General features: G+C 73.2%; 11 protein-coding genes and 1 tRNA gene. 6 read left to right on the top strand and 6 right to left on the bottom strand.

Annotation, left to right across the window (positions count from 1 at the left end):
• Positions 1 to 7 precede the first annotated feature (7 nt).
• Positions 8 to 2,188, bottom strand: a complete 2,181-nt coding sequence (locus ACFXAZ_RS10400; protein WP_384587375.1) for an ATP-binding protein — start codon at positions 2,186 to 2,188, stop codon at positions 8 to 10.
• 451 nt (positions 2,189 to 2,639) lie between these two features.
• Between ACFXAZ_RS10400 and ACFXAZ_RS10395 the strand changes: the two genes are divergently transcribed.
• Positions 2,640 to 5,987, top strand: a complete 3,348-nt coding sequence (locus ACFXAZ_RS10395) for a tetratricopeptide repeat protein (RefSeq protein ID WP_384587373.1) — start codon at positions 2,640 to 2,642, stop codon at positions 5,985 to 5,987.
• Positions 5,988 to 6,097: 110 nt separating this feature from the next.
• Entirely contained in the window at positions 6,098 to 7,114 is a 1,017-nt protein-coding gene (locus ACFXAZ_RS10390) for an aldo/keto reductase family protein (protein WP_384587371.1), read from the top strand.
• 105 nt (positions 7,115 to 7,219) lie between these two features.
• On the opposite strand, the gene ACFXAZ_RS10385 is transcribed toward ACFXAZ_RS10390, so the two are convergent.
• The 3 genes from ACFXAZ_RS10385 to ACFXAZ_RS10375 all read right to left on the bottom strand — a co-directional run bounded on the left by ACFXAZ_RS10385 (position 7,220) and on the right by ACFXAZ_RS10375 (position 16,807).
• Positions 7,220 to 8,446: a cytochrome P450 gene (locus ACFXAZ_RS10385; RefSeq protein WP_384587369.1), complete on the bottom strand. Its 1,227-nt coding sequence runs from the start codon at positions 8,444 to 8,446 to the stop codon at positions 7,220 to 7,222.
• Positions 8,443 to 8,673, bottom strand: coding sequence for an MbtH family protein (locus ACFXAZ_RS10380; protein ID WP_384587419.1), 231 nt, complete (start codon positions 8,671 to 8,673; stop codon positions 8,443 to 8,445). The genes ACFXAZ_RS10385 and ACFXAZ_RS10380 overlap by 4 nt, the downstream gene beginning before the upstream one ends.
• Before the next feature lie 85 nt (positions 8,674 to 8,758).
• A complete protein-coding gene (locus tag ACFXAZ_RS10375; protein WP_384587367.1) occupies positions 8,759 to 16,807 on the bottom strand; it encodes an amino acid adenylation domain-containing protein in 8,049 nt (2,682 codons plus the stop codon).
• A gap of 479 nt (positions 16,808 to 17,286) precedes the next feature.
• Between ACFXAZ_RS10375 and ACFXAZ_RS10370 the strand changes: the two genes are divergently transcribed.
• Positions 17,287 to 18,456, top strand: a complete 1,170-nt coding sequence (locus ACFXAZ_RS10370) for a tryptophan dimethylallyltransferase family protein (RefSeq protein WP_384587365.1) — start codon at positions 17,287 to 17,289, stop codon at positions 18,454 to 18,456.
• Positions 18,457 to 18,817: 361 nt separating this feature from the next.
• Here the strand turns inward: ACFXAZ_RS10370 and ACFXAZ_RS10365 are convergent, their stop codons facing one another.
• Entirely contained in the window at positions 18,818 to 19,738 is a 921-nt protein-coding gene (locus ACFXAZ_RS10365; RefSeq protein WP_384587363.1) for a poly-gamma-glutamate hydrolase family protein, read from the bottom strand.
• 319 nt (positions 19,739 to 20,057) lie between these two features.
• Between ACFXAZ_RS10365 and ACFXAZ_RS10360 the strand changes: the two genes are divergently transcribed.
• A complete protein-coding gene (locus tag ACFXAZ_RS10360; RefSeq protein WP_384587361.1) occupies positions 20,058 to 20,267 on the top strand; it encodes a hypothetical protein in 210 nt (69 codons plus the stop codon).
• A gap of 112 nt (positions 20,268 to 20,379) precedes the next feature.
• Here the strand turns inward: ACFXAZ_RS10360 and ACFXAZ_RS10355 are convergent.
• Positions 20,380 to 20,452, bottom strand: a tRNA-Arg gene (locus tag ACFXAZ_RS10355).
• Positions 20,453 to 20,770: 318 nt separating this feature from the next.
• On the opposite strand from ACFXAZ_RS10355, the gene ACFXAZ_RS10350 reads away from it, so the two are divergent.
• Both ACFXAZ_RS10350 and ACFXAZ_RS10345 read left to right on the top strand, forming a co-directional pair.
• On the top strand, positions 20,771 to 22,378 hold the full coding sequence (locus ACFXAZ_RS10350) for a dynamin family protein (RefSeq protein ID WP_382681981.1): 1,608 nt from the start codon (positions 20,771 to 20,773) through the stop codon (positions 22,376 to 22,378).
• Between the two features lie 3 nt (positions 22,379 to 22,381).
• Positions 22,382 to 24,844 carry a GTPase gene (locus ACFXAZ_RS10345; RefSeq protein ID WP_384587359.1) on the top strand — a complete coding sequence of 821 codons (2,463 nt, stop codon included), beginning with the start codon at positions 22,382 to 22,384 and terminating at the stop codon, positions 24,842 to 24,844.
• The last annotated feature ends 114 nt before the right edge of the window (positions 24,845 to 24,958 follow it).

Genomic DNA, 24,958 nt, shown 5'->3' with positions numbered 1-24,958 from the left:
GCCGGCTTCACCGCAGTGACGGGGGGGCGCGGGGGGCCCGCGGGGGGCCCGCCCGGGCCCCCCCCGCCCCGGCCCGCGATCGTCCCCCAGGGCCGCGGGCGCCCTCCAGGTCCCCGAGTTCTTCCTCGGCCTCACCCCAGACCATCAGCGCTTGAGCCCGGTACTGGCTGGAGCCGGATTCGGTGAGGGCCGACCAGGCGTCCTGAGCCATCCCCACGGCTTCGCCGGGGCGGCCGTCCCGCGTGAGCGCGTCCGCCAGCCAGACCGTCGTCATCGCCTTGACAAGGTTGTCAGGCAGTGACGCGGCCAGGTCGCGGCCCTGGGTGAGTTCAACGATCGCCTCCTCGAACCGCTCCGCCGCGCACAAGGCCTGGCCGAGCCTGCGCCGCGCGAGGGCCTCCGGCCGTACCCGGCCCGACCCGTGGTGCAGTGCCACCGACGCCCGCTGTGCCTCGATCGCCTCATCGAGGTGGCCCAGCGAACGGTGTGCCATCCCCATCAGCCCGAGCGCCTCCGCCTGCGCCTGTTCGTGCCCTGCCTCGCGCGCCGCGGCCCGTGCGGCCACGCCCTGCTGGAGAGCCTCCTCGGCCCTGCTCAGATTGTGGAGGGCGAACCCCAGGTGATGGTGCATACGGGACCGGGCGGCGGGATCGGCGCAGCGGGTCGTGGCAGCGATGCCGAGCCGGTACGCCTCCGTCCAGTCGTCGAAGTGTTTGCGCAGCAGGAACAGTGACCACATGACCTCGGCCAACTGCCACACCAGGGGGTCGTACCCCCGCTCATGGCCGGCCCGCAGCACCGCCATCAGGTTCGGTAACTCCCTCTCCAGCGCGTCGAGCGCCTCGCGGCGCGTGGCGTAGGCGGGCGGCCGGTCCGGGGCGGGACCAGCCGGACCCAGGTGCCAGTCCAGGGGCGTCACGGTCCGGTCGGCGGTCGCGGTGAAGGAGAGGTAGTGCTCCAGGAGGCGCCGTATGACGTCGGCGCGGTCGCTGTCGCTGTCCTCGGCTTCGGCGCGTTGCCGGGCGTGCAGACGGATCAGGTCGTGGAAGCGGTACCGGTCGTCGTCGCCGGTCTCCAGGACACTGGCATCGACGAGGCGTTCCAGCAGCGTGGCCGTGTCGTCGGCGGGCAGCCGCACCGCGGCGGCGGCTGCTTCGAGGGAGATGTCCGGGCCCGGGTGCAGGCCCAGCAGCCGGTAGGCGCGGGCCGTGTCCGGCGCCAGCCCCTCATAGGAGTAGTCGAACACGCCCACCACGGTTGCCTCCTCCACCGAGAGCGCTCTCAGTCTGCGCTGCTCGTCCGACAGTTCCCGTACGACGCGGGCGATGGGCCATTCGGGGCGTACCACCAGGCGTGCTCCCGCGATGGACAACGCGATGGGCAGTCCCGCGCACAGGCGGACCAGGCGCGCCGCGGCGACCGTTTCCGCCGCGAACCGGCGTTCCCCGATGGTCCGTCTCAGCAGTTCGCCGCCCGCTCTGCCGTGCATGGGGGTCAGCGGGACGAACCTCGCGCCGTCCATGGTCAGGCCCCCCAGCCGCCATCGGCTGGTCACCACCACCGTGCTCAGCGGCGAGGACGGCAGCAGGGCTCTCACCTGGGCGGCGGAGACCGCGTTGTCCATCAGGATCGCGATCCGCCGGCCGGCGGTGGTGGAGCGGAACAGCCCGGCGGCCTCGTCGGTCTCGGCGGGCAGCCGCTCCCCGGGGATGCCCATCGCCCGCAGGAATCTCCGCAGTACCGCGCCGGCCGGCACCGGTTCCCCGGCGGAGTCGCCGGAGGCGAGGTCGGCGTACAACTGGCCGTCGGGGTACTGGTCCGCCACGTCGTGCAGCCAGCGCAGCGCCAGCGTGGTCTTTCCCACTCCGCCCGGACCGCAGATCACGGCCAGTGCCGGTGCACTGCTCTCCTGGCGGGAGCCGGTGATGCCGTGCAGCGCGGTGAGTTCCTCATGGCGGTCGGTGAAGTGGGCGGGGACGGGCCGCAGTTGGTTGGGCACCGAATGTGGGGGGCGGGAAGCGGCCTGATCGGTGTGGTGGAAGTGCACGCCTCCGTGAATGGCACCGGCCTGGACGGTCGGGCCGTGCAGCTGGGCGGATCCGCCGACGCTGTTGTGCGTCGCCCCCGGCCGCCGTCGTGGCTGTGGCCGGTGCCGCTGGAGCCAGGTCTCCAGGCCCGCTCGCCCCATGGGGTCGGAGGCCGCGTACCGGGCCAGTGAATCCGACAGTGCGATGAGTGAGGAAAGGGGATTGTCGGAACGGGCGGCCTCTCGCCATTGAGAGAGAAGTGTCCCCTGGGAATCGGCCTGGGCCCCCAGAAAGGAAAGCAAGGCCTGTCCGGCTGAGGAACTGTGCAGCGGCCCGTTGTCAATCATGGCCGATAACAGTTCCGCCGCGAACTCTGTTTCCTCCACGCGACATCACCCCTGACCTGACCTACCCATCAGGCCGGTCCGGTGCACACCCAGCGAAATTCATGGATGGCCACTGCGCAGACCCTTGTTTTCCCGGCGAATGAGGCTCAGCTCCACTGTTTCTGACGGGTACGATTTCGGACCTCATACCGCCACATCATGGCCATGACAGTCATGCTGTGCCATTCTCACATGGGGCAGTACCGTACCGGCGAAGAGGTCACTGGTGGACCTTCACATTCAACTGCTGGGCACCGTCGAGTTACGGGCCGGGGAAGAACACATCCCGTCCGGAACACCCAAGGAAGCGCTCACCCTTGCCGCCCTGGCCTGGGACGCCGGCCGCACGGTGAGCATGGACACGCTGGTCCATCGGGTCTGGGACGAGCATCCCCCGGCCAAACCGCGCGAAGCCCTGTATCCGCACATCTCCCGTATCCGCAAAGCGCTGTCCACCCTCGCCGGGCCGCACGCCCCCGCGGTGATCAGCCGCACCCACACCTACCGGCTCCAGGTGGACCCCGACACCGTGGACCTGCGCCGCTATCTCACCCTCCTCGATCAGGGCCGCTGGCTGGCCGACAGCGGCAGTGACCGCGAGGCGTCACAGGCCTGGCAGGAAGCGGCCCGATTATGGGGCGGGGAGCCGCTGTCCGGACTGCCCGGCTCCTGGGCCGCGTATCTGCGCGGTCTCGTCGACGAGAAGAATCTGGCGACCGCGCTGCTGCGCGCCGACATCGCACTGACCCAGGGGCGCTACGCCGAAGCCGTCATGGGCCTTCAGCCCCTCGCCGAGCGGCACCTGGCCGACGAGACCCTCATCGGCCGACTCGCCCTCGCGCTGCACGGAAGCGGCCGGACCGAGGCCGCCACCCGCCTGCTGCACCGCACCCGGCTCCACCTGCTGCGGGAGTCGGGCACCGATCCGGGCGACGAGTTCGCGCACATCCACCGCGGCGTGCTGGCCCGCACCCCGGTCCCGGCGCTGCTGCCCCGCACCGGCGCCTCCCACGGCAGCACCCTGCTCCCCGCCCCCGACACCCTGCCGCCCGATGTGCCCTGGGTGGGCCGACAGGCCGAAGTGGACCAGCTGATCGACGCGTTGACCAGCGGGGGAGAGCCGGGCGCCGGGCCGCCGGGCGGGCTGGGCGCGGGGCCGGGTACGGGTACGGGTACGGGGCTGGGTACGGGTACGGGGCTGGGTTTAGGGACGAGCACAGGGCCGGGCCCGGATGGGCAGAGTGCGGGGACGAGCACAGGTCCGCCGGGGACGGGCACAGGTCCGTGGGCAAGCACAGGTCCTGGGACAAGCGCAGGTCCGTGGACAAGCACAGGACCTGGGGCAAGCACAGGTCCGTGGGCAAGCACAGGCCCTGGGACAAGCACAGGTCCGTGGAGGAGCACAGATCCGGCGACTAGCAAGGGTCCCGGGACAGGCACAGCTCCGAGGACAAACACCCGCCCCGTCACCGCAGCCGCCGTCACCGGTATGCCCGGCTCCGGGAAGACCGCCCTGGCCGTGCACGCCGCACATCGGCTGCGCGACCACTTCCCCGACGGAAGGGTCTTCATCGACCTGCGCGGCCATGCCCCCTTCCAGCCGCCGCTGACCTCCGCCGAGGCGCTCCAGCAACTCCTGCGCCTGCTCGGCCCGCCGTCGGCCGCGCTGCCCCAGGACCTCCCCGAACTGGTCGCGCTGTGGCGCACCACAGCCCGCAGCCGCCGTTTCCTGGCCGTCCTCGACGATGCCGCCGACGCCGCGCAGATCACCCCCTTGCTGCCCGGGGACTGCGCCGCGGCGATCATCGTCACCAGCCGGCAGCAGCTGACCGGTCTCCCCGGGGTCCACCATGTCGCGCTGGGCGCGCTGACCCGCGCGGATTCCGTCGCGCTCCTCCAGCGCATGCTCGGTGGCAAACAGGCCCCCAGCGCGGCGGAGGCGGCCACACTGGCCCGGCTGTGCGGAGATCTCCCCCTCGCGCTGGCCATCACCACCAGACGCCTCCTCGCCCGCCCTTCCTGGAGCATCTCCGACCTCGTGGCCCGCTTCGGCCAGGCGAGCGGACGGCTGCCCGAACTCCGGGACAGCCACTACGCGATGGCCCAGGCCTTCGACGTCTCCTACCGCACGCTCACCCCCGTACAGCAGAAGATCTTCCGTCGCATCGGCCTGCACATCGGCACCGAGTTCGGACCCGAGGCCACCGCCGCGCTCACCGGCCTCCCCATCGAGGAGACCGAGCGCGTCCTGGAGGACTTCCTCGCCGTCAATCTGATCTCGGAGCCCGCTCCGCACCGCTACCGGCTCCACGACCTCCTGCGCGAATACGCCTCCAGCCTGGCCCGGCGTGATGACGAGGCCGACAACCGGCTCGCCCTCCAGCGGCTGCTCGACCACTATCTGTACAGCGCCGACCGGGCCGACCGGGCCGCCTACCCGCACCGCCTTCGCATCACCCTGCCCGATCCGCCCCGCACACCGGCACGGCATGTCCCCGACCCGCACCACTGGTTCACCAGCGAGGGGCCGAACCTGCTGGCCGCCCTGGAGTACACCCGTGCGCACGGCTCACCCCACCGGCGTGCCCTGTTCGCCCACACGATGGCCGGGTTCCTGGGCAGCGAGGGATACCTCGGTACGGCGGCCCCGCTCCTGCGAGCGACGGTCGTCCACTGGCAGAACACCGGTGACCAGCGGTCCCACGGCCGGGCCCTGATCGACCTCAGCGGCATCTGCGCCAACGCGGGCAGCTACGACGAGGCGATCCGCAGTGCGCGGACGGCCCTGGAGCTGGCCACCGAACTGCACGACGAGGACCTCGAAGCCGAAGCCCTCCACCAGCTGTCCATCTCCTACTGGCACACCGCGCGGCACACCGAGGCACTGCACCAGCAGCAGCGCGCCCTGAGCATCCGGCTGCGCAAGCCCGACCGGCTCCAGCAGGGCCGGAGCTTCAATCTGCTGGGCATGCTCAGTCTCCGTCTCGAACGGCACAAGGACGCCCTCAAGTACTTCCTCAACGGCCTGGCCCGCTTCCGTGACGTGGGCGACCGGCGAGGCCAGTTCATCGCGCTCAACAACCTCGCCGAGCTGTACAAAGAGGCGGGCAGCCTGGACAACGCCATCGGCGCCTACCGGAAGTCGATCGAGATCGCGCGGAACCTGGGCAGCACGGGCCAGTACGCCATCCTCCAGATGAACCTGGCGGACACCCTGCGCGCCCATGGCCGGCCGCAGGAAGCTCTCGAACTGTACGACCAGACCCTGCCCGTGCTGCGTACCATCGGCGACCGCCGCAGCGAGGCGATCGCCCGCAACGGACTCGGGCGCGCCCTGCACGCCACCGGCCGCAGCGAACAGGCCCTGCCGCACCACGCCACCGCACTCACCATCGCCCGCACGATCCACGCGGTCCTGGAGGAATGCCAGGTCCTGCGGGCCCTGGGCGAAGCCGAGCACGCCACCGGACGACTCACCCAGGCCCGCGCCCACCTCACGGCCAGCCTCGCCCTCAGCCAGCAGCTCAACGCCCCGTCCGAAGAAGCCGAAACCCTCCGGGCACTGGGGCTGTAGTGCCATCGCCGCACCCCCTGGGGGACATGGACCGGCACCGGTCCCAGCCGGTGATGCGCGGATGGCCGAAGACCGACCGGCAAGGTCAACTGCCTTGCTAGCGTGAGCATATGAAGTTCCGTCATGTGGGGAACAGCGGGCTGGTCGTGAGTCGACTCGCCTATGGCAACTGGCTGACACGGACTGACACGAACAGCGCGGACACGGGCGCGGCCTGTGTGAGGGCGGCGCTCGACGCCGGGATCACGACGTTCGACACCGCCGATGTCTACGCGGACGGCGCGGCGGAGGAGTCACTGGGGCGGGCGCTCAAGGGCGAGCGCAGGGAAGGGCTGGAGATCCTCACCAAGGTGTTCGCGCCCACCGGCCCGGGGCGCAACGACAGCGGACTGTCCCGCAAGCATGTCCGTGAGTCCCTGGACGGCTCGCTGCGGCGGCTCGGCATGGAGTACGTCGACATCTACCAGGCTCACCGGTTCGATGTCTCCACGCCGCTGGAGGAGACCATGGAGGCGTTCGCCGATGTGGTCCACGCGGGCAAGGCGCACTACATCGGGGTCTCCGAGTGGACCGCCGGGCAACTGCGGCGCGGCCATGCCCTCGCCCGTGAGCTGCGTATCCCGCTGATCTCCAACCAGCCGCAGTACTCGGCGCTGTGGCGGGTCCCCGAGGCCGAGGTGATGCCGGTCTGCGAGGAACTGGGCATCGGGCAGATCGTCTGGTCACCGCTGGCCCAGGGGGTGCTCACCGGCAAGTACGCGCCGGGGCGGGGCTGGCCCGAGGGATCCCGGGCCGGTGCCGTGAACGACGGCTCCGAGGTGCTGGCCGGCTGGCTCACCGAAGAGGTGCTGGGCCGGGTGCAGCGGTTGCGGCCGATCGCGGCCGACCTCGGACTGACCGTGGCCCAGCTCGCCCTGGCCTGGGTGCTGCGGCATCCGAACGTGTCCGCCGCCGTGCTCGGCGCGTCCCGGCCGGAGCAGCTCACCGGCAACGCCAAGGCGGCCGACGCGGAACTGGACGACGAGGTGGTGGCCGCCGTCGACGGCGTGCTCGGGCCGGTCGCCGCCTTCGATCCGGCGGCCACCGAGGAGAGCAGCCCCGCCGACCCCGGCTGGCGACTGGCCTGACACGGGTCTCGGCCCCGCCTGGAGGGGTAGGCGGGGCCGAGGGCCTGTTGCCCCTGCGGGGCGTCGGAGGGGCGTCGGTGGGGCGTCGAAGGGGGCGGGGCTACGTCACCAGGTCACCGGCAGCCGCAGCAGACTGCGTACCTGCATGCCGTCCTTCCACTCCAGGCTCTCCACCGGCACCGCGTGCGCGAGGTCCGGGAAGCGGGTCAGCAGCGTCTCGATCGCCACCTGCATCTCCAGCCGGGCCAGCGGGGCGCCCAGGCAGCGGTGGATGCCGTAGCCGAAGCCCAGATGGGGGTTGGGGTCCCGGGTCGGGTCGAAGCGCTCGGGGTGCTCGAAGACGGACTCGTCCCGGTTGGCGGAGGGGATCGCGGGGAGCACGGACTCCCCGGCGCGCACCAGGGTGCCGCTCAGTTCCACGTCCTCCCGGGCGTAGCGGGCGAAGGTGACATGGGAGATGAGCGGGACGTACCGCAGGAGTTCCTCGACCGCGCCCGGCACCAGCGGCTCGGGCTGCTCCCGGAGCCGGGCCAGTTCGGCGGGGTGGGTCAGCAGCACATGGATCGAGTCGATGAGCTGGGAGGAGACCGTCTCGTGCCCGGCGATCAGCAGCACACTGGCCAGTTCGATCAGTTCCTGCTCGGAGAGCCGGTCCTCCTCGTCGCTGGCCTTGACCATGGCGCTGATCAGATCGTCGCGCGGTGCCTCACGGCGGCGGACCATCAGTTTGCCGATGTAGTCGTACAGCCGCCGGGTGTCCTCCTCGATCTCGTCCTCGGACATCACGGTCGTCGCGGAGAACGCGTCGAGCCAGCCCCGGAACCGCTCCCGGTCCTCGTAGGGCACACCGAGCAGATCACAGATGACGGTGCCCGCGAACGGGACGGCGAAGCCCTCCATCAGATCGCCGGGGGCGCCCGCCGCCGCCAGCGCGTCCAGCAGCGCGGTGGCCTCCCGCTCGACGCGCGGACGCAGCTCCTCCACCCGGCGGGTGGTGAACACCTTGGCCAGCAGCCGCCGCAGCCGGGCGTGGTCGCTCCCGTCCATGCCCAGGATGCTGGTGTTGATGGGCAGCGGGGTCAGCCGTGACTCGTCGTGCTCGGCGGCCAGGGCCCGGCTGAAGCGGGGGTCGCCGAGGATGGTCTTCATGTCCGCGTGCTTGGTGACCAGCCAGGCGTCCTCGCCGTACGGGCAGGAGACCCGGGCGACGGGTTCCTCGGCCCGGAGCCGCTCGAAGCGGGGGTCGACGTCGAGGGCGACGGCCTCGGTGAAGGGGTAGGCGGGCGGGGTGGCCGCGGCGGCCGGGTGCTGGGGGACGGCCTGCTCGTTCATGCGGTGCGTGCCTCCGGGAGTCGGTCGGGGCGGACGGCGAGGCTCTTGGGCCGCAGATCGGTCCAGTGCTCGTCCACATAGGCCAGGCACTCGGTGCGGGCGGCCGGTCCGTGGGCGGTCCGCCAGCCCGCCGGTACGGGGGTGAAGGCGGGCCACAGACTGTGCTGGTCCTCGTCGTTGACCAGGACCAGGAAGACGGCGTCGGCGTCTTCCCAGGGGTTGCTCACACTCACAGGTCGTCCTTCCGTGGGGAGAGAGGCGGGGTCGGCGGCAGGGGCGGAACCGGAACCGGAATGGGAATCGGGGCCGGGGTCAGAGCGGGGTGGGCCGGGACGGCGGTGGCGGTGGCGGGAAGAAGCCCGACTCCGTGAAGCGGTCGAGGTACGCCCGGAGCAGTGCCGCGTCCGGCCCGGGCAGGTCGACCCCCGAACCCGCGAGCCCCCTGAGGGTGTTGGCACGGTCGAAGCGGAGCCGTCCGAGCCGGGCGAGCGCGGGCAGGGTGCCGGTGAGCAGCGTCGCCGCGTCCAGGTCGGCGGTGCCCGCGCGGCCGTGTTCGTGCACGGTGTGCGCCCAGGTGCCGGCGTCCAGCTCGGCCAGCGGGTGGCCCAGCGCGCGGAGCCCGTCTAGCACGGTCGCGACGGGGATGGGATCGGGGCAGCTCAGCTGGTGGGTCAGACCGGTGGTGCCGGGGCGGCGGGAGAGGGTCACGACGGCCGCGGCGACCCGGTCGACGGGCACCAGATCGACGACCGGCCCGCCCGCCGGACCCGGCTCCGGGCGCGGGGCCGCGCCGATCAGCAGCATGGCCCGTACCAGATGCCAGAACACATCCCGGTCGGAGCCGATCCCGGTACGGCTGTCGCCGCCGATCCGGCCGCAGCGGTACACGGTGACCGGGACCCCCCGCTCACCGGCCGCCCACACCAGTTCCTCGGCGACCCACTTGCTGGCCGGGTAGCCGCCCGGCATCACCTGATCCGCCGTCAGCCGACGTGCCTCGGGGACGGCCCGCGTCGGCCCGTCGCCGCCCTCGTCCGCGTACTCGTCGCGGGCGACGGCGACGGCGGCCGTGGAGATGTGGTGCACGGGCACCCCACCGGCCCGCGCCGCCAGCCGCAGCACCTCCGTGGTCCCGCTCACGTTCGCCGGGCGCAGCAGCGCGTACGGTTCCACCGCGCTCACCCGGGCCCCGTTGTGGTAGACGGCGGTGACGCACCCGGCGAGCGCGTCGAACCGTTCCGGTGTCAGCCCGAGCAGCGGCCGGGTCAGATCGCCGGGGACGGGGACGATCCGGCGCCGCGCGGCGGGGTCGGGCGGTGTGCCCTGTGCGGCGAGGGCATCGAGGATGCGGGTGAGCGCGTCCGGCTCGTCGGTGGCCCGTACCAGGCAGTGGATGTCGGCGTCGGTGCGGTCGAGGAGTTCGCGCAGCAGCTGGGTGCCGAGGAAGCCGGTCGCGCCGGTCAGCAGCAGGTGCTCGCCGGTCGCGGCCGGCCGCCGGGGGCGCGCGGTGACGGTGACCGTGGGGTCCAGGCGGGCGTCCGCCGCCAGCAGGTCCGGGTCCGGGTCGGTGGAGCCGCCGGGGGGAGGTGCCGGGGCGTCGAGCGCGGTGAGCAGGGCCGCCGGTGACTGGTGCTCGAAGAGGGTGCGGACGGCGACCGTACGGCCCATGCGCTGCCCCAATGCGCTGATCAGCCGGGGGACGAGGAGCGAGTGCCCGCCGAGGGCGAAGAAGCTGTCGTCGAGGGTGACGTGCGGGACGTCGAGGATCTCGGCGAACAGCGCGCACAGCAGCCGCTCGTCCGCGGTGCGCGGTGCGCGGCCGGTGGCCAGCGGGGTGAACTCGGGGGCGGGGAGCGCGGCCCGGTCGATCTTGCCGGTCGGGGTGACCGGCAGCGCGTCCAGCACCACGACCACCGCCGGGACCAGATGGTCGGGCAGGGTGGCGGCCAGCCGGGCGCGCAGGGCGTGCCCGTCGGCGCGGGGTAGGTCGGTGTGGGGCGTGCCGGGCGTGCCGGGCGCGTCGGGCGCGTCGGGTGGGTCGAGCGTGTGGGGCGTGCCGGGTGCTTCGGGTGCTTCGGGTGCCTCCGGGGCGAGGACGGCGTATCCGGCGAGCAGGGTGGCGCCGTGCCGGTCGGGGCGCGGTACGACGGCGGCCTGTGCCACCCCGGGCAGGGCCAGCAGGGCGGCCTCGGTCTCGCCGGGCTCGACCCGGAACCCCCGGATCTTGAGCTGGTCGTCGCGGCGGCCCATGAACTCCAGGTCGCCCTCCGGGGTCCAGCGCGCCAGATCGCCGGTGCGGTACATACGGCTGCCGGGCGCGCCGAACGGGTCGGCGACGAACCGGTCCGCGGTCAGCGCGTGGCGGCGCAGATATCCGCGGGCCACCCCGGCACCGGCGACATGGAGTTCGCCCACCACACCCGGCGGGACCAGGCACAGATCGGGGTCGAGGACATAGACGCGGGCGTTGACGGTGGCCCGGCCCAGCGGCGGGGCGACGGGGTCGGACAGGGCGTCGCTGAGGGTGGCGCAGACGGTGGTCTCGGTGGGGCCGTAGCCGTTGAGCAGGCGGCGCCCGGTGGACCAGCGGCGGACCGTCTCCGCGGAGGACGCCTCACCGGAGACGATCATCGAGGTGAGGGACGGCAGCCGGGCGGGCTCCAGGACGCCGAGCGCGGCCGGGGGCAGGGTGGCGTGACTGACCCGGTGCCGGGCCACCAGCGCGGTGAGCGCGGGGCCGGGGGCGGTGGCCTCGGCGGGCGCCATGACCAGGGTCGCGCCGGTCAGCAGCGCGCCCCACACCTCCCACACCGCCCCGTCGAACCCGTGCGGGGCGAACTGGAGGACCCGGCTGTCCGCCGTCACCCCGAACCGGCGCCGCTGGGCCTCGGCCACCCCGGCGATGCCGGAGTGGGTGACCACCACACCCTTGGGGCGGCCGGTGGAGCCGGAGGTGTAGACGAGATACGCCGGATGCCCCAGGGTCAGCGGGGCGCTCCGGTCGGTGTCGGTGACCGGGTGGGAGGAGCGCGCGGCGACGGCCCGCCAGGTCGCCGGGGCGTCCAGGACGATCCTGGGCACCCGCGGTCCCTCGGGCAGGACGGGTGCGGTGGCGGTGTCGGTGAGCAGCAGCGCGGGCCGGGCGTCCTCGGCCAGCAGGGTCAGCCGGGCGGGGGGATAGCCGGGGTCCAGCGGGACGTACGCGCCCCCGGCCTTGAGGACGGCGAGGGCGGCCACGACGGATTCCACGGTACGGGGCAGGGCGATGCCCACCAGGCGCTCGGGCCCGACGCCGTGCGCGATCAGCTCACGGGCCAGCCGGGTGGAACGCCGGTCCAGGGTGCGGTAGTCGACCGTACGGACCCGTCCCGCGCCGTCGTCGTGACGCAGGGCGACGGCGCGCGGGGTCCGGCGGACCTGGGCGTGGAAGAGATCGGGCAGGGTGCGGCGGGGTACGTCCTCGCCGGGGCGTCCGCTGCGGTCGAGCAGCCGGGTGCGTTCCGCGGGCAGCACCACGTCCAGGGAGCCGAGGCGGCGGCCGGGGTCGGCGGTGGCCTGGTCGAGCAGCCGGGTGAAGCGGCTCACCAGCCGCTCGACGCCGGCCCGGTCGAACAGGTCCGTACGGTACTCGGCGACGCCCGCCATCCCCTCGGGCCGCAGGCCCGGGCCGTGGTGCTCCTCCAGACTGAGACCGAGGTCGAGCCGGGACGCCCCGGTGTCGGCGGACCGCCGGGCCACGGCCAGCCCGGGGAGCCGCGGGGGTTCGCCCGGCGCGTTCTGGAGCGCGAGGAGCACCTGGAACAGCGGGTGGTGGCCTGCGCGCCGGGCGGGCGCCACGGCGTCGACCAGCCGCTCGAAGGGCAGATCCTGGTGCGCGTAGGCGGCGAGGTCGCCCTCGCGGACCCGGGCCAGCAGTTCGCGGAAGGACGGGTTGCCGGAGGTGTCGGTGCGCAGCACCAGGGTGTTGACGAAGAACCCCACGAGGTCGTCCATCGCGGTGTCGGTGCGCCCGGCGACCGGGGTGCCGATCACGATGTCCTGCCCCGCGCCCAGCTTGCTCAGCAGCGCGGCCAGCGCGGTGTGCAGCACCATGAAGACACTGGCGCCCAGCTCTTCGGCGAGCCGGGTTGTCCGGCGGTGGAGGTCGGCGTCGAGGGTGAAGTGCAGGGCGGCGCCGGGGGCGGCGGCCTGGGCTCGGTCCTGGGCCGGGGTGGCGTCCGCGGGTGCCGAAGGGCGGTCGGCGGGCAGCGGTATCCGCGCGGGCAGGCCGCTCAACGCCGCCTTCCAGTAGGCGAGTTGGCGAGCCGCCGGGCTGTCCGGGTCGCTCTCGTCGCCGAGCACCCGCCGCTGCCAGAGCGTGTAATCGGCGTACTGGACCGGCAACGGCTCGGTGTCCGCCGCGCGGCCCGCACGACGGGCGGCGTACGCGGCGGCGAGGTCACGCCACAGCGGCGCCAGGGACCACCCGTCACAGGCGATGTGATGGACCACCAGCACCAGCACATGGCGCTCCGGCCCGGTACGGAGCAGCCGAGCGCGTACGGGGAGATCCCGGGCGAGATCGAAGGACGGGCGGACGATGGCGGCGATGGCTTCGGTGAGGGGGTCTTGGGCGAGGGTGCTGTCCTGGGCGGGCGGGGCCGGGGTGGGAGTGTCTGGGGTGAGCGAGTCCTGGGTGAGTAAGTCAGGGGCGGGTGCGGCCCAGGCGGGCGCGTCCCCGACGGGCTGAGGTTCGCCGAGGTCCAGCCGCGCCGCCGAGACGTCCCGCACCCACTGGTACGGCACCCCGTCGACCTGCGGAAACACCGTGCGCAGGCTCTCGTGCCGGGCCATGACATCGGCCAGGGCCCGCTCCAGGGCGACGCGGTCCAGCGGGCCGTCGAGGTCGAGGACCAGTGGTACGTGGTACGCGGCTCCCGTGTCGTCCAGCTGGGCCAGGAACCAGAGCCGGTGCTGAGCGGGGGAGAGGGGTATCCGCTCGGGCCGCGGGTGGGGGGTGAGCGCCGGTCGCCGCCCGGCCGAGGCGAGCCGTACCGCGTCGGCGAGCTGGGCGACCGTCGGTGTCTCGAAGACGCTGCGCACCGGCAGTTCCACACCGAGGGTGGCCCGCAGCCGGGTGCTGAGCCGGGTGGCGGACAGCGAGTGGCCGCCCAGCGCGAAGAAACTGTCGTCGATGGTGACGTCGCCGACACCGAGGATCGTCCCGAACAATTCGCACAGCAGCCGCTCCAGTGGATCGCGCGGGGCCCGTCCGTCCGGGGCGGCGCCCACGCCGGGTTCGGGCAGCCGCCGCCGGTCGACCTTTCCGTTGGCGGTCAGCGGGAGGCTGTCCAGGACGACCGTGGCGGCCGGTAAGAGGTACTCCGGCAGACGGTCGCCCAGAAAGGCACGGACCGAGGCCAGCAGCGCGCCCGTGTCACGGGCCCGCGCCGGGGCGTTGACCAGCGACGCCAGTGGCACACCGGACGGCCTGGAGGTGCCGGGCGCGGGGGTACCCGGGGGCCGGGCGGTGAGGGTGAGGTCGAGGGTGTGGGGGGCGGTGGGCGACCAGCGGGCGGAGGCGCGCAGCCCCAGTCCTTCGGCGATGCGGTGGAACTCCTCCAGGTCCGTGTCCGGATCGACGTCCGGATCGTCCGGGACATCCAGGTTCTCGGAGTTCTCGGAGTTCTCGCGGTTCTCAGGGTCCCCTGAGCCCTCCTGGGCCTTCGGGATCTCCAGGGCCTTGAGGGTGCCCACGGCCTCAGGGGCCTCCCGGACCTCCGGGACCTCCAAGGGGTCACCCCCGTCGTCCCCCCGCGCCTCCGGCGCGTCCGGAGTTTCCGGTGTCTCCGGCGCGCCCAGCGCCCGTACCGCCCGATGCACCGGCGCCATCCGGGCGTCCGGAACCCCGGTCACCCTCAGCTCCGTCACCCCGGACGCGATCAACCGGCCGGCCAGTTCGCCGAGTTCACCCGGGCCGCCGATATCGCGGCCGAAGGCGATGTCCCGTACGCCGGAAGCCACCGCAACCGAATGCGGGTCCAGGTCGGCGGCGGCCTTGCGCAGCACCACGTCATAGCGGTACCGGGTCAGTTCATTGACGTACCGCCCCCGCTTGACCCGTATCTCGCTGCCCGCGATGTCGGGCAGGGTGGCGGCGAGTTCGGTGAAGAAGTCGGGGTCGACGAGGAGTTCCTTCTCGCGGACCAGACTCTGTTCGACGGCCGCCCGCAGGGCCGCGCGCTCGTCCGGGCCCCCGGGTCGGCGCAGTTGCACGTCCGTGTGGAAGGCGCGCAGCAGCCGCAGTTGACGTACGTCGCCGATGAAGACCGTACCGCCGGGGGTGAGCAGGTCCAGGGCGGTGGTGAGGACGCCGGCGAGGTAGTCGCCGTCGGGGAAGTACTGGGTGACGGAGTTGAGGACGACGGTGTCGAAGAGGCCGCGGGGCAGTTCGCCGGTCCGGTCGGCGGGCAGGGCGCGCAGTTCGACCCGCCCGGCGAGCGCGGGGTCGCGCCGCACATGGGTGCCCAGGGCGGCCACGACCTGCGGCGACAGATCGGTGCCCCAGTACGTCTCGCAGTCCGGGGCCAGCCGGGAGAGCAGCAGCCCGGTGCCGACGCCGATCTCCAGCACCCGGCGCGGGCGCAGTTCGCGGATCCGGGTCACGGTGGCGTCCCGCCACTCGCGCATCTGCTCCGCCGGGATGGGGCGGCCGTCGTAGCTGCTGTTCCAGCCGGAGAAGTCCTCGCCGAAGGGGGCGCTCGCGGTGTCCTGGTAGAGGGTGTCGTAGAGGTGCCGCCACTGGTCGATGGATTCGTCGCCGGCCGGGCCGGGCGTGGAGGGCTGCCGGTCGGTGGGGACGACGTAGGCGACGAGCCGTGGCTGTCCGGTGCGGTCGGGACGGGCCAGCACGGCGGCCCGCGCGACGCCGGGGTGGGTGCCGAGCACGGCGGTCACCTCGCCGGGCTCGACCCGGAAGCCGCGGATCTTCACCTGGTCGTCGCCGCGGCCGATGAACTCCAGCCGCCCGTGCGGGGCGCGGCGCACCAGGTCGCCGGTGCGGAAGAGCCGGGCGCCGGGGACGCCGTGCGGGTCGGCGACGAAACGCTCGGCGGTGTGGGCGGGCCGCCCCCAGTAACCGCGGGCCAGACCGGAGCCGCCGATGTACAGCTCACCCACCTCGCCCGGCGCGACCGGACGCAGCAGCGCGTCGAGCACCTCGGTGCGCATCCCGTCCATGGCGGCGCCGATCGGTACGACGGTGCCGAGCGTGTCGGGGTCGGTGACCCGGTGGCAGGTGGCGAAGGTGGTGGTCTCGGTGGGGCCGTAGCCGTTGACCACGGCGGTGTCCGGGCAGGCGGTCAGCACCCGGCGCACGGCGGCGGCCGGGACCTCGTCGCCGCCGGTCCACACCTCGCGCAGCCCGGTGAAGCAGGCGGGGTCCTCCTCCGCGAGGACGGCGAACAGCCCGGCGGTCACCCACAGCGCGGTGATCCCGTGCCGCACGACGGCCTCGGCGACCGTACGGGCGTCCAGTTCCCCGGGCGGTGCCACGACGACCGCGCCGCCGGTGAGCAACGGCACCCACAGCTCGTAGGTCGAGGCGTCGAAGGAGTGCGGGGAGTGGAGCAGGACGCGGGCGTGGGCGCCGCCGCGCGACCAGGCCCGGTCACCGGCCAGCCCCACCACGTTCTGATGGGTGACGGCGACGCCCTTGGGGGTGCCGGTGGAACCGGAGGTGAACATCACGTACGCCAACTGTCGCGGATCGACGTCGACTTGGGGCTCGTCGGAGGGGGTCTCGGGCGGCGCGGTGGTGTCGGGCGGGGTGGTGAGGAGGGCGTCCGGGGTGGCGGTGAGGGCGTCCGGAGCGGCGGGGAGGGCGTCCGGGTCGACCGGGGGAACGGAGAGGGTGCGCGGCCCGGCCGGAGGCCCCGCCTGCCCCGCCTGTCCCACCTGCCCCGCCTTGGTCAGCAGCAGCGCGGCGCCGGTCCGTTCCAGCAGGGACGTGAGCCGCGCGGCCGGCTGGCGGGGGTCCAGCGGCAGGGAGCAGCCGCCGCTGCGGGCGATGGCGAGCAGGGCGACGACCAGTTCGGCGGAGCGGTCGAGCAGTACGCCGACGACGGTCTCCGGGCCGACGCCCTCGCTCCTCAGCCGCCGGGCGTGGGCGGCGGACCGGGCGTCGAGCTGACGGTAGGTCAGGGTCAGAGGTCCGCTGATCAGGGCGGGCGCGTCGGGGGTGCGCCGGACCTGCCGGGCGAACGCCTGCGGCAGGCTCACGCCGGGTTCGGGGGCGGGGGAGGGGGCGAGGCGGAGCGCGGGGTCGCCGTGGGGGCGACGGTCGGGACGGCGTGCCTCGGGGCGTGGGGCAGACGTGTGCACGGAACTCCTCAGCACTCCTGTTCACACGGCCGGGATCAGCGCGGTGGTGATTCCCGGTCGAGGGCATGCGGACGGACACCGGAGGGGCGGTGGCGCAGGCGGTTCCTGGACGTGCGGCGAAGCGAGTCAAAGGATGGCAGGCGCACCAATGGCATGGTCATATTTTCGGCTCTTCTCCCGCACATAGCGTCACTTGGTGAACACCCTGTGCAACACCCCTGGTGTACGCCCCGGAGCGTTTCCTTCCGATGCCCGTACGGGCCTCTGTGTGTTGCCACGAAGCGTCTCAGGGCTGTCCGGAGCACGTCACGGCCGTATCGGTTGCCCCGCACGGCACACCTGACATTGGCCGGAAGACGCACTAGCGCACCGGGACGGCTCTCCAACCTTCGGCAAAGCACGGCGACGGCCGGACGGTCGGTGAGACGATCGCCCGCCGTAACGGCCCCTGTGCGCATGACAGTTCGAAGGAGATCCCGATGGACGCCTCAGGCATCGACCGCACCGCATACCGCCCGGACACGGGTGTCACCGCGGAGATGATCGGCAGCCCGATGCGCTTCGACACCCCCCGGTATCGCCCCACCCAGACGTACGCGGAGGTCGCGGCCGACCGGGTCTGGCGGACCTGGCGGAGCCTGGGTCTGACCGGGGAGAGCGAGGAGTCGACACTCGCCCTCCTCCGGGAGCTGACCGAGCCCTGGGGCGGCCGGCCGGTCGGGGTGCCGCCCGAGCGGGCCTGCTGGGTGGCGATCGACGGCTCGCCCTTCGAACCGTCCGTCGTGTGGGCCGGTGACCGGGCCGGGGTGCGGGCCGGGGTGCGGCTCTCCATCGAACCGCCCGGCGAGGGCACCGCGCTGTCCCGGATGCGGGACGCGATGGACGTGACCCGACGGCTGGCGGGGCGGCCGGGGGTCAGCGTCGACCGGCTGCTGGCCGTCGAGGACCTGTTCTGGGACGACGACCCCCAGGGCTACTTCAGCTTCGCCCACGCGGTGGCCCTGCGGCCCGGTGCCGCACCCGAGTTCAAGGTGTTCCTCAACCCGGCGGTGGCAGGCCGGGAGCAGGCCGCCGACCGCACCGCGAAGGCCCTGCGCACCCTCGGTCTGGGCACCCCCTGGCAGGCGCTGGCCGACCATCTCGGCGAGTTCGGCCCGGGGCACGAGCCGGTGGCCATCGCCCTGGACCTGACCGGCGGCCCGGACTTCCGCGCCCAGCTCTATCTGGCGCACTCCGGGGTGAGCGCGGCCGAGATCGACGCGAAGGCGGCGGTGGCCCGCGATCACATACCCGGCCTGTTCACCCGCGCCCTGGAGCAGATCAACGGCCCCCACGGCACGGCGGCCTGGGCCCGCAAGCCCCCGGTCACCACCTTCACCCTGGACACCCGCCACGACCTGCCGAGCGCGACGATCTACGTCCCGCTGATCCCGGTCCACGACCACGACGCCGCCGTACGCGCCCGGGTGTCCGCCTTCCTCCGCGCCGAGAACTCCCCCGCCGCCGACGCCTACACCAAACTCCTGGACGACCTGGCCGACCGCCCCCTCACCGAATCCCGAACCCAGAACTTCCTCTCCTACCGCGGCGGCGACGACCCCCGCTTCTCGGTGTATCTGGCCCCGGGGCTCTATCGGGCCGCCCACTGACCAGCACAGCCTCCGGAAGCCGGTTCGGCGTCGGGCGGTTGATGCGGTGAGCCCTGTCGTCCTCGCGACGGATCGGGCAGGGCTGGGCGGGCCGGTACGCGCGGCGGACGGCGGCCATCGGACTCCCCAGCGGCCCGCTGCCGCGAGGCTGGGCGTTGGCCCATGGGCCGGGAGCCGTTCCGCTGTGCGCAGGGTTCTCCCGGCGGCCCAACCTTGGGCGCGCCCGCCCCGCACCTGTGGGGTGGGCGCCTGCTCGATCGCCTAGGGGCGGGCGCCTGCTCCGGCGTCCGCCCGAGAGCCGGCACGCAGGAGCCCGGTACGCCGTCACGGCACCGGGCCTCTGCCTGGTGGACCCTCGCGGTCAGTGGTGCGCCTGGTCCGTGCGCTGCTCCATCTGGTGGATGGCCTTGCGGCAAGCGACGACGAAGTTGGTGAACTGCGTGGTGGTGCTGCCGGGACGACCCGTGCGGGTGAAGGTGCCGAACATGCTCTGCCTCAGTCCGAGGGTGAGTTCGAGCTGGGCGCCCTGGCGCAGCAGGCCGCGGTTGCACGGGTTGTCGGGATCGATTCCCGCCAGGGCGGGGACGTTGTCGCCTTCGTACGTGGTGAAGCCGGCGAGCCCCAGCTCCTGTGTGAGAAGTGCCTTGAAGTCCCCGTTGAGGCCGCCGACCAGGACCGAATTCGCCGCGGGATCGGGGATGTGCGGGCTCAGCTGGCTCACGGCGCAGCCGTGCACGCTGATCACGTTGGCGCTGCCGCCCGCCATGGAGAGCGCCACCAGGTCGTCGCAGTGGGTGGAGGTGATGTGCATGTCACCGTTGCTGGGATCGCTGGGGCCGCTGGGCGTACCGAGCAGCCCCTCGAACATCCAGTAGTCGTGCACGGACCGGTTGTCGGACACGGGGGCGAGCGTCGCCGGGTTGTATCCGGCGATCCCGAGGGCGATCTCGGAGGTCCCGGGCTCGATGCCGCCGCCGTGCAGCGCCAGCACGGTGGTGCGGGTGAAAGGGTAGGACGCGGTGAGGTCGGCGTCGGTTCGCTCCTGGCGCTTGTAGCGGCGCGCGTAGTGGGTGCCCTCCGCGTAGTCGGGATGCCGGTAGATGTCCGTGTTCGAGACGAACGGGAAACGGCCGGCGGGCGGGATGACGGGCACGGTCGGACACCCGGCCGTCGTGGCGGCCGTGGCGCGCGGTGCGGCCACCACCTGTCCGCCCACCAGCCCGGCCCCGAGGGCGGCTCCGGCGAACGAAGTCAGTACGGATCTGCGTCTGGCTTCTCTCATGAGGACATGGTCATGCAAAGCACGTGGCGATCCCCCCTGAATTCCGGAACAGGCAACCGGTCCCTCGCCCACCCAGAGGGAGCCGGGCGACACGGCGCCACCAGCAGTGGACGCGGTCGGACATCCGCGCGCTGCGGCTCCCGGGTGCTGTGGTGGTCGGCGTGAACGGGGGCTTGAGGCGGCGGAGGATCTCCGCCCTGACGGCGGATGCGGTCGCCGCTGTGATGGCGGGCACGTCGATGGGCCGTCCGGCAAGGCGCGGTTGAGGCTGTCGCCGACGGCGGAGGCGACCCGGGGCGCGAGGTGCTGGGCGTCGCCGGTGTCGACATGGACTCCGAGGACGAGTGACGGGGTGTGGGCCAGGGTCGATGCCCTCGGGCTGAGCCTCGGGGCCAAGGGCTTCGGCGAGCCGGTCGGCGAGGGTGTCGTGGTCGGCGGTCCGGGCCGCCCCCACCCGAATGCGCGCGGCGACCGTGCGGACGCCTTCGACGGCGGTTTCGACCGGGACACGGGCCGGGCGTGCCGATGAGGTTCTGTTGGTGGAGTGAGGTGGCAAGGGGCCCGAGCGCTTGGTGTGAAAGCGATGCGCAACCGACCAGAATGAAAAAGGACCAACGTTTCCGCAGGCCAAGACGTGTTTGCGCCCCCGGCAGGACTCGAACCTGCGGCCAAGCGCTTAGAAGGCGCCTGCTCTATCCACTGAGCTACGGGGGCCTGGTGCGGCCTCTGTCGTGGTGCCCGGGTGCGGGCTGATCCGTGACGTTGCCGGGGACAAGGATAAAGCTCCGGGTTCCCTGCCCCTGTTGCTTCGCCTCCGTGGCTCAATGTGGAGGTTCGGTGAAGCGGTCCTGATAATCGCAGGCAGGTACGAATCGTGCATCGCTTTTGACGTCTTACGCCCCGGGTGTTGTGCACTCGTTATGCCTCGACTGTGACTGCTCCCCGGTCGTCCCTTCCGTCCCTTGTGTCCGGTCGGCGCGCAGGCATGCGCATATGCTTCAGAATTCCCCTAAAATTGGGCATTCTTCGCATGTGGTGACCTTGGACGTACGGCCTCAGCTGCTCGACGCACTCTCCGCCCTGCGCGACCGTGTCGCCGCCGCACGCTTTCCGCTGCCGCTGGCGGGGGCCCCACGCGCGCGTGCCAACCGCGATGAACTGCTCGCCCAGCTCGACGACTATCTGGTGCCCCGGCTCAGAGAGCCCGAAGCACCGCTCCTGGCCGTCATCGGGGGGTCCACCGGCGCCGGGAAATCGACCCTCGTGAACTCCCTCGTCGGGCGGCGGGTCAGCGAGGCGGGCGTGCTGCGGCCGACCACCCGGACGCCGGTTCTCGTCTGCCATCCGGAGGATCATCACTGGTTCAGCGGCATGCGGGTACTGCCCCAGCTCACCCGGGTCTGGGTGCCCCATCAGGAACCCGGCGACGACCTCCTGTTCCCCGGCGAGAACCCCGCGCGCGTCCTGCGCATCGAGACCGCCGAAACCCTCCCGCCCGGCCTCGCCCTGCTGGACGCGCCCGACGTCGACTCCCTCGTCGCCGACAACCGCGTCCTGGCCGCCGAGCTGATCTGCGCCGCCGACATCTGGGTGATGGTCACGACCGCCGCCCGCTACGCCGACGCCGTCCCCTGGCATCTGCTGCGCACCGCCAAGGAGTACCGCGCCAGCCTGGTCACCGTCCTGGACCGGGTCCCCCACCAGGTGGTCTCCGAGGTCTCCCGGCAGTACGGCGCCCTGCTCACCAAGGCCGGCCTCGGCGAGGTGCCCCGCTTCACCGTGCCCGAGCTGCCCGAGTCGGCCTGGGGCGGCGGCCTGCTGCCCGCCAGCGCCGTCGCCTCCCTGCGCACCTGGCTCGTCCAGCAGGCCCAGGACCCCGGCGCCCGCCGCCACACCGTGACCCGCACCGCCCACGGCGTCCTGGACTCCCTCAAGTCCCGGATGCCCGAGCTGGCCGGTGCCGCCGCCGCCCAGTACGCGGCGGCCCTGCGCCTGACCTCCGCCGTCGACAACGCCTACGACAGCGAGCACGCGCGCGTACGCGGCCGGCTCCAGTCCGGCGCGGTCCTCGCGGGCGACGCCCTCAAACGCTGGCGCGCCTTCCCCCTGGACTGCACCCCGGCCGAACTCCTCGACGCGCTCGTGGAGAGCCTCGGCGAGCTGCTGACCTGCGCCATCACCGCCGCCGACGAGCGCATCGACGAGGCATGGCGCCGCGAGCCCGCCGCCGGCGCCCCCGGGCTCACCGAGCGCGACCTCCCGCCCGAGACCGCCGAGCACCGCATCGGCGTCTCGGCCCGCCGCTGGCGCCGTGAGCTGGAGGAATACGCCGAGGACGAGGTACGCGCCCTCGACCGCGGCGTCGCCCCCGACCCCGAGCTGATCGCCGCCCTGGTCGCCACCGCCCTGCTCGGCGGACGCCGGGGCCGCACCGCCGGGGAGGGCCTCGCCGAGCGCCTCGGCGCCCACGGCGCGCTGCGGCTGCGCGACCGCGGCGGACGGCTCCTCGGCGAGTACGCCGACCGGGTGCTGCACATCGAACGCGAGCGCCGCCTCGCCCCCCTCGACGCGCTCAACGTCCACCCCGAACCCCAGGCCGAACTGATCGCCGCGCTGTCCGTACTTCAGAAGGAGAGGTGACCGGTGACCGCCGTCACTGACCACGAACAGACGGACCACGCCGGACAAGGGAAACACGCGGACCAGATGGACCAGATGGACTACATGGGTCAGGCTGACCGGGACCAGGCGGAGCAGGTGGACCACGTGGAGCACCGGGAGCACCCCGGACGACGGCGACACGCCGACCGGGCCGACAGTGCCGACCGGGCCGAAGAGCCCGGCAAGAGTGCTTCCGATGAGGCCACGGACGTGAGCGCGTCCCTGGAGGGCGCGCCTCCCAAGGAGATCGTCTACAAAAACCCGCCCCTCAAGGATGCCGTTTACGAGAACCCGCCCCTTAAGGGCGCCGTTTACGAAAACCCACCCCCCAAGGACGCCGGGAACGCCGAGCACCCCGAGCCCGGCACCCGCACCGCCCCGTCGGAACACCCCTCCGGGGCCCGGCACGACCGAGCCGTGAACCCCCGCCCCGCGCGCGTACCGGCCGACCCGCCCCGTCGTACGGGGAGCGCCCGCGCGGAGGGCTTTCGGGCGGACGCTTCCTTGGCGGAGGGTTTCCGGGTGGAGGGCTCTTCGGCGGAGGGCTTCCGGTTGGAGGCTTCCCTGGCGGAGGGCTTCGGGAAGGAAGCCTCCCTCGCGGAGGGCTTCCGGACCGAGGACACCCGTCTCACCGACCCTCCGCGCGCCGAAGCCCCTCCCCAGGAGCGCGGCTCCCGTACGGCGGCCAAGGCGTCCCCGGGCGAGTCGCGCCGTCCCGGCGGCAGGGCGCACCCGGAGCCCGAAGGCCCCGCATGGGACGACGGACTCATCGCCCGCCGGGTGAACGAGGACGAGGACCAGCCCCCCGCCCCGGTGGCCGCCGAGACCCGCGTCGGCAGTGCGCTGCCGGTGACGCCACTGGCGTTCGACGGCCCGCTGCGCTCGCGCCTGGACGCGCTGCGCGAACTGATCGGGCTCTCCCGGACCCGCCTCGACAGCCGCACGCTCGCCGAGGCGGGCCGGGTGCTGGACGAGGCCGCCACCCGCCGCAGGCTCTCCGGACAGCACACGGTCGTGGCCCTCGCGGGCGCCACCGGCAGCGGGAAGTCGCAGCTGTTCAACGCGCTCGCCGGGGTCACCATCTCCGAGACCGGCGTACGGCGGCCCACCACGTCCTCGCCCGTCGCGTGCAGCTGGAGCGACGGCGCCGCGACCCTCATCGACCGGCTCGGCATCCCGGGCCGGCTGCGCCGCCGCCCCCTGCACAGCCCGGAGGCCGAGGCGCAGCTGCGCGGGCTGGTCCTGATCGACCTGCCCGACGTGGACTCCGCCGCCGTGGAGCACCGCGAGCAGGCGGACCGGGTGCTCGCCCTGGTCGACGCCGTGGTCTGGGTCGTCGACCCGGAGAAATACGCCGACGCCGTGCTGCACGAACGCTATCTGCGGCCGATGGCCGGTCACGCCGAGGTCATGTTCATCGTCCTCAACCAGATCGACCGGCTGCCCGGCGAGGCCACCGAGCAGGTCCTGGACGATCTGCGGCGGCTCCTGGACGAGGACGGGATCGCCCTCGGTGAGTACGGCGAACCCGGCGCCAACGTCCTCGCCCTGTCCGCGCTCACCGGTGACGGCCTGGGCGAGCTGCGCGAGGCGCTGGGCCAGTTCGTGGCCGAGCGGGGCGCCGCCGCCCGCCGGATCTCCGCCGACATGGACGCCGCCGCGCACCGGCTGCGGCCCGTCTACGCCACCGGGCGGCGCGCCGGGCTCAGCGAGGAGGCACGCGACGAGTTCTCCGCGCGGCTCGCCGACGCGGTGGGCGCCACCGCCGCCGGGGAGGCCGCCGAGCGCGCCTGGCTGCGCAACGCCAACCGCGCGTGCGGCACGCCCTGGCTGCGGCTGTGGCGCTGGTACCACGACCGGGGCGATTCCTCCACCGGCCGCCACCCGCTGCGCCCGCAGGCGGACGAGGAGGCCACCGCGCGCCAGCGCGTCGAGCAGGCCGTACGGACGGTCGCCGACCGCGCGTCGGCCGGGCTGGCCACGCCCTGGGCGCAGGCGGTGCGCGAGGCGGCGGTACGCGGCGCGCAGGGACTGCCGGAGGCCCTGGACGACCTGGCCACGCGCGCGGGGCTGCCACCGGGACGTCCCCCGCGCCCGGGCTGGTGGCCGGTCGCCGTACTCGCCCAGGCCGCCATGACGATCCTTCAGATCGTCGGCGGGCTGTGGCTGGTGGGCCAGATCGCCGGCTTCATGGCCCCGAACCTGGGCGTACCGGTGCTGCTGATGGTCACCGGGATCGTCGGCGGCCCGCTCGTCGAGTGGAGCTGCCGACTGGCGGCCCGCGGCCCGGCCAGACGGTACGGGCTGGAGGCCGAGCGTCGGCTGCGGGACGCCGCGGCGGGGTGCGGACGGGCCCGCGTACTGGACCCGGTGGCGGCGGAACTGCTCCGGTACCGGGAGGTCAGGGAGCAGTACGGGAGGGTGGTGGGGGTGGGCGCCGGATAAGCCCCGGTCGCCGGTCCGGGTCCTTGGGCCCCCGCCTGCCCTCGGTCCCTGGCTTTTGGGTCCTGCGAACCTTCGGTCCCTGGCCTTTGGGTCCTGCGAACCTTCAGTCCCCGG

The sequence above is a fragment of the Streptomyces sp. NPDC059477 genome (assembly GCF_042749375.1).
Lineage (GTDB): Bacteria > Actinomycetota > Actinomycetes > Streptomycetales > Streptomycetaceae > Streptomyces.
This window is presented reverse-complemented; position numbering and strand designations above follow the sequence as displayed.